General features: G+C 62.0%; 6 protein-coding genes. 2 read left to right on the forward strand and 4 right to left on the reverse strand.

Annotated features, from left to right (window positions below):
• The first annotated feature begins 180 nt into the window (after positions 1 to 180).
• Both VFL62_RS04735 and VFL62_RS04740 read left to right on the forward strand, forming a co-directional pair.
• Positions 181 to 606, forward strand: a complete 426-nt coding sequence (locus VFL62_RS04735; RefSeq protein ID WP_325171218.1) for an Hsp20 family protein — start codon at positions 181 to 183, stop codon at positions 604 to 606.
• A 49-nt stretch (positions 607 to 655) separates the two neighbouring features.
• Positions 656 to 919: a DUF1150 domain-containing protein gene (locus VFL62_RS04740; RefSeq protein WP_325171219.1), complete on the forward strand. Its 264-nt coding sequence runs from the start codon at positions 656 to 658 to the stop codon at positions 917 to 919.
• 108 nt (positions 920 to 1,027) lie between these two features.
• Here the strand turns inward: VFL62_RS04740 and ptsN are convergent, their stop codons facing one another.
• From ptsN to lptB, 4 genes are all read right to left on the reverse strand, one after another.
• Entirely contained in the window at positions 1,028 to 1,489 is a 462-nt protein-coding gene (gene ptsN / locus VFL62_RS04745) for a PTS IIA-like nitrogen regulatory protein PtsN (RefSeq protein ID WP_325171220.1), read from the reverse strand.
• 317 nt (positions 1,490 to 1,806) lie between these two features.
• The gene (hpf, locus tag VFL62_RS04750; RefSeq protein WP_325171221.1) at positions 1,807 to 2,412 is read right to left on the reverse strand and encodes a ribosome hibernation-promoting factor, HPF/YfiA family; all 606 of its coding nucleotides are present in this window, start codon (positions 2,410 to 2,412) and stop codon (positions 1,807 to 1,809) included.
• A gap of 69 nt (positions 2,413 to 2,481) precedes the next feature.
• Positions 2,482 to 4,116, reverse strand: a complete 1,635-nt coding sequence (rpoN, locus tag VFL62_RS04755) for an RNA polymerase factor sigma-54 (protein ID WP_325171222.1) — start codon at positions 4,114 to 4,116, stop codon at positions 2,482 to 2,484.
• A 173-nt stretch (positions 4,117 to 4,289) separates the two neighbouring features.
• A partial coding sequence (gene lptB, locus VFL62_RS04760; RefSeq protein WP_325171223.1) for an LPS export ABC transporter ATP-binding protein occupies positions 4,290 to 5,097 on the reverse strand: 808 nt, incomplete at its 5' end.

The following is a 5,097-nucleotide window of genomic DNA, read 5'->3' on the forward strand; positions in this document are numbered from 1 at the left end:
GCCTTGGTAATGCTTCGGAAAGGCTTTTAGGCAAGGCTCGGACGGGGCATTTGGGGCGCTTGAACCGCCCCGATTTATGCCCATATTGGTCAGTGATCGGAGGGTGAATCCACCTTCAGGTCATCTGGGGTGCCGCAAGGGCCCCAAAACTCAAAGTCGCTTCGAGAGGACTTTGCAAAGATGTCTCGTGTTCCCTCGTTATCCAGTCCCTTTCTGCTGGGATTTGACGAAATCGAGCGTGCGCTCGATCGCGTCGTCAAGGGTGCCGACGGCTATCCTCCTTACAACATCGAGCGGTGCGACCGTGCCAACGGGCAGCCCGAAAAGCTGCGGATCACGCTCGCGGTTGCCGGATTTACCCGCGACCAACTCGATGTGACCATTGAGGAAAACCAGCTCGTCATCCGCGGCCGTCAGCAGGAGGACAAGGCCAGGCAGTACATCCATCGCGGCATTGCCGCGCGCCACTTCCAGCGCACCTTTGTGCTGGCGGAGGGGATGCTGGTGCTCGGCGCGGACTTGAAGAACGGGCTGTTGTCGATCGACCTTGCCCGGCCAGAACCGGAGAGGGTCGTTAAGACAATTGCTATCAATGAACACGAATAATGGAACGAGTAGCGGACTCGACCGCTTGGACTCAGAAGGAGTCGAGACCATGACTGACGTTAATGTTGCTTTGGAACCTCGCGTCTCCCTGGAGGCGCTGGCCAGCCTCGGCGAAGGCCACATCGCTTACGTGAAGCAGATCCGCTCCGAAGACGTGCCGGGGCTGTTTCCGGAGGCGCCGGAAATCGCGCCAGGACTGAAATTGTTCGCGCTCCACGCCGCCGACGGCACCCCGATCATGCTGACCGACTCGCGCGAAGCCGCGATCGCCAATGCATGGAGCAACGAATTGCAAGCCGTCAGCGTGCACTGAGGCGCCTTAACGCCGACCACGCGGAATGCGAGCTTGGAACAAACGCGGATAGCGCCCCCACGTATGGGCCGTCCGCGTTTTTTCATTCAAGGGATATCGGTAAGCGTATCAGGCCGCGCTTGCCGGAGGCAGCGCCAGCACCGAATAGATTGCCTGGGCCTCACGCGAGGCCCGCAGCTTCTTGGCGACGTCCTGATCGCGCAACAACCGCGCGATACGCGCCAAGGCCTTCAGGTGATCGGCGCCCGCGCCTTCCGGGGCCAGCAGCAGGAACACCAGGTCGACCGGCTGACCGTCCATCGCCTCGAAATCGATCGGGCGTTCCAGCCGCGCGAACAGGCCGAAAATCTTTTCCAGCTTGGGAAGTTTGCCGTGCGGAATGGCAACGCCATATCCTACCGCAGTGGTTCCCAGCTTCTCACGCTGCAACAGCACTTCGAAGATCGAGCGCTCGTTCTGTCCGGTCAGTTCGGCGGCGCGCGCCGCCAGTTCCTGCAGCGCCTGCTTCTTGTTGTTGACTTTCAAAGCCGGGAGAATCGCCTCGGGTGCGACCAGATCGGTAATCGTCATCGGGGCGTTCCGAGGTAATTGCCAGGTGAATCGATCGTCAGGTTTCGAGCAGACTTCGGCGGGCGAATGAGATGGAGAGGCGGCCGTCCACCACCCCGGTCCTAATTGGGTGGGCTTCTACTCCAACGCAAGAGCGGTGCCAACACCTGCAGGGTTTCCCCTGCCCCGTATCGTTAAGGGCGCGGACCATAGGGACGGTCAATGGGGTCGTCAATGCCGATTTACACCCTTCTATGCGATAGTTTTGGATAGGGCCGGCGTGATGCTTAGCGTCTTGTTTTAAAACAATCTTTTCGGTGGCCGGTTCCCTTCGGCGCTCAATCCGGCGCCTTTACCGCAGGCGGATCGATCCATCCGACATTCCCGTCGGCACGCCGGTAGATGACGTTGATCCGTCCGCTCGAGCCGTGGTGAAACACCAGACAGACCGCGCCGGTGAGGTCCAGCTCCATCACAGCCTCGGAAACCGAAAGTCGCTTCAGCGAGGTGGTCGCCTCGGCGATGATCACGGGGCTATAACCCGGTATCTCCTCGTCGCTCTCCGGCGCCTCGATCACATAGCTCGCGGCATCGAATGTCAGCGCGTCAATTCCCTTGAGCGCTTGCGCTTCTGCATGCGCCTTGCGCGCCGAGCGATCCTTCAGCCGGCTTTTGTAACGGCGCAGCCGCCGTTCGATCATCAGCAGCGCCTGGTCGGCGCTGGCATAAGCATCGGCGGCGCTGGAATCGGCCTCAAGCGTGATTCCGGAATCCAAATGCAATGCGCAGTCGGTTCGGAAACCAGAACCGTCCTTGCTGAGCGTGATGTGGCCGGAATAGTTGCCGTCGAAGTATTTGCGCAGCACTTCTTCGGTGCGTTCGTTCACCCGCCCGCGCAAGGCGTCGCCAACCGAAATGCTTTTTCCAGAGATCCGGAGCGTCATGGGTGCCTCGATCGTTTCTTATCGTGTGGCGGATCGCACCAACACTATTCCGATTTTGGCAGGACGCAATCAGGCGGGCTGAGGGTCCTTCGAGCGATCGGAGGATGAAGCTGACGACGACAGGGCATTACCAAGCATGCTTTGTTTGTCACGTCGGCGCTGGACGGACGAGGGAATCCGCATCGCCTCGCGGTACTTGGCGACGGTGCGGCGGGCAATATCAATGCCGGTTGCGCGCAATCGTTCCACGATGGTGTCGTCGGAAAGAATGAGCGCGGGGTCTTCCGCATCGATCAGCTGTTTGATGTGATGGCGCACCGCTTCGGCCGAATGGGCCTCACCGCCATCGGCGGATGCGATCGAGGCGGTAAAGAAATATTTCAGCTCAAAGATGCCGCGATTGGTCGCCATGTATTTGTTGGCGGTGACGCGCGAGACGGTCGATTCGTGCATCTGGATCGCGTCGGCCACCGCCTTGAGGTTGAGCGGCCGCAGATGCGCCACGCCATGGGTGAAGAACCCGTCCTGCTGACGAACGATTTCGGTCGCGACCTTCAGGATGGTACGGGCGCGCTGATCAAGCGCGCGAACCAGCCAGGTCGCATTCTGCAGGCAATCGCTGAAATAGGACTTGTCGCCGTCCTTGCGGATCGTCTTCGACAGTTGGGAATAGTAGCTCTGGTTGACCAGCACGCGCGGCAAGGTTTCGCTGTTGAGTTCGACGTGCCAGCCGCCGTCCGGACCCGGGCGCACATAGACATCGGGCACCACGGTCTGCGTGCGCGCCGAGCCGAACTTCAGGCCGGGCTTGGGATCGAGCCTGCGAATTTCGCCGATCATGTCGGTGATGTCTTCGTCGTCGACACCGCATAATTTGCGCAAGGCCGCGATGTCGCGCTTGGCCAGCAGCTCGAGGTTTTCGACCAGCGCCTGCATCGCCGGATCGTAGCGGTCGAGATCGCGCAACTGGATCGCCAGGCACTCGCTCAATGAACGCGCGCAGACGCCGGGTGGATCGAATTTCTGCAACACCGAAAGCACGGCCTCGACCTCTTGTTGCGAGGTGCCGAGCCGTTCGGCCGCCTGCCCGAGATCCGCCGGCACATAGCCGGCTTCATCGACGAGATCGATCAGGTACTGGCCGATCATGCGCTGGGCGGGCGCGCTGAAGGCGACCGCCAGTTGCTCGGCCAGATGGCCCGCCAGCGTTACCTCGGCGGCGGCAAAGGCTTCGAGATTATAGCCGTCGTCGTTGGAGGCGCCGCCGCCCCATTCGGTATAGGTCGTCGGCGCCGCATCTTGCGCGCTGCGTGCCGCGGCCTCCGCCGGTTCTTCGGAAAACACGTTGTCAAGCGGGGTGTCGAGCGTCTGCTCGATCTCGGTACGGCTGCCGAGATCGCGGTTCATCCATTCTTCCTGCGGCGGCTCGAAGCCCTCCCCGCCCGCCTCGGCGCCATCGCCGGAGAAGCCGTCGTCAAAATCGCCCTCGGCGCGCTCCGCCTGGCCGGCGGCCGCCTCGCCGGCCACTGGCGCTTCCGGGCCGTCGCTTTCGCGCTCCAGCAGCGGATTTCGCTCCAGTTCCTCTTCAACGAAGGCCGAAAGGTCGAGATTGGAGAGCTGAAGCAGCTTGATCGCCTGCATCAACTGCGGCGTCATCACCAGCGACTGCGACTGGCGGAATTCTAGTCTCTGCGTCAGCGCCATGGAGGCAAAAAACCGATTCCAAAAACTTGGTCCGATTCTTGCTTATCCTACTCGCAAGCCGATGTACACGGCTTGACTCCATAGAAAAAAGACTGATGTCGCCGGCCGGTTAAAGGCAGGGCAACGCCCCGGTCCCGGTCGGGGCGTTTGGACTCCGCGCCCACCCCGCGTCCCTAGAGGCGGAATTCCTCGCCGAGATAGAGCCGGCGCACATCCGGGTCGGCGACGATTTCATCCGGGCTGCCTTCGGTCAGAATTTCGCCGGCATAAACGATGTAGGCGCGGTCGGTGAGGCCGAGCGTCTCGCGAACATTGTGGTCGGTGATCAAGACGCCGATGCCGCGATTGGTCAGATGGCGAACCAGATCCTGAATGTCACCGACGGCGATCGGGTCGATGCCGGCGAACGGCTCGTCGAGCAGCATGTAATTTGGACGAGTGGCGAGCGCGCGCGCGATTTCGACGCGCCGCCGCTCACCGCCGGATAGCGCAATGGACGGCGATTTTCTCAGGCGCGTGATGTTGAACTCGTCGAGCAGGGAATCGAGTTCGGCTTCGCGCTTCTTGCGCGACGGCTCGACAACCTCGAGCACGGCGCGGATGTTCTGCTCGACGGTGAGACCGCGAAAGATCGAAGCTTCCTGTGGCAGATAGCCGACGCCGAGCCGCGCGCGCTGATACATCGGCAGCTTGGTGACGTCGTGGCCGTCGAGCTCGATGGCGCCGCGGTCGGCCTTGATCAGGCCGGTGATCATGTAGAAGACGGTGGTCTTGCCGGCACCGTTGGGGCCCAAGAGGCCGACCGCCTCGCCCCGGCGCACGTAAATACTGACGCCGCGGACCACCTTGCGGGTGCCAAAGCTCTTTTCCACGCTATGCACAGCCAGGTATCCGGCCCTCGGCGCCGATCGGGGCGGCGCCGCGCCGCCCGGTCTGGGTGCGGCTTTCGCGGGCGAGGGACGCTGTGCCGGCGGCTTTTCA

The sequence above is a fragment of the Bradyrhizobium sp. genome (assembly GCF_035701725.1).
Lineage (GTDB): Bacteria > Pseudomonadota > Alphaproteobacteria > Rhizobiales > Xanthobacteraceae > Bradyrhizobium.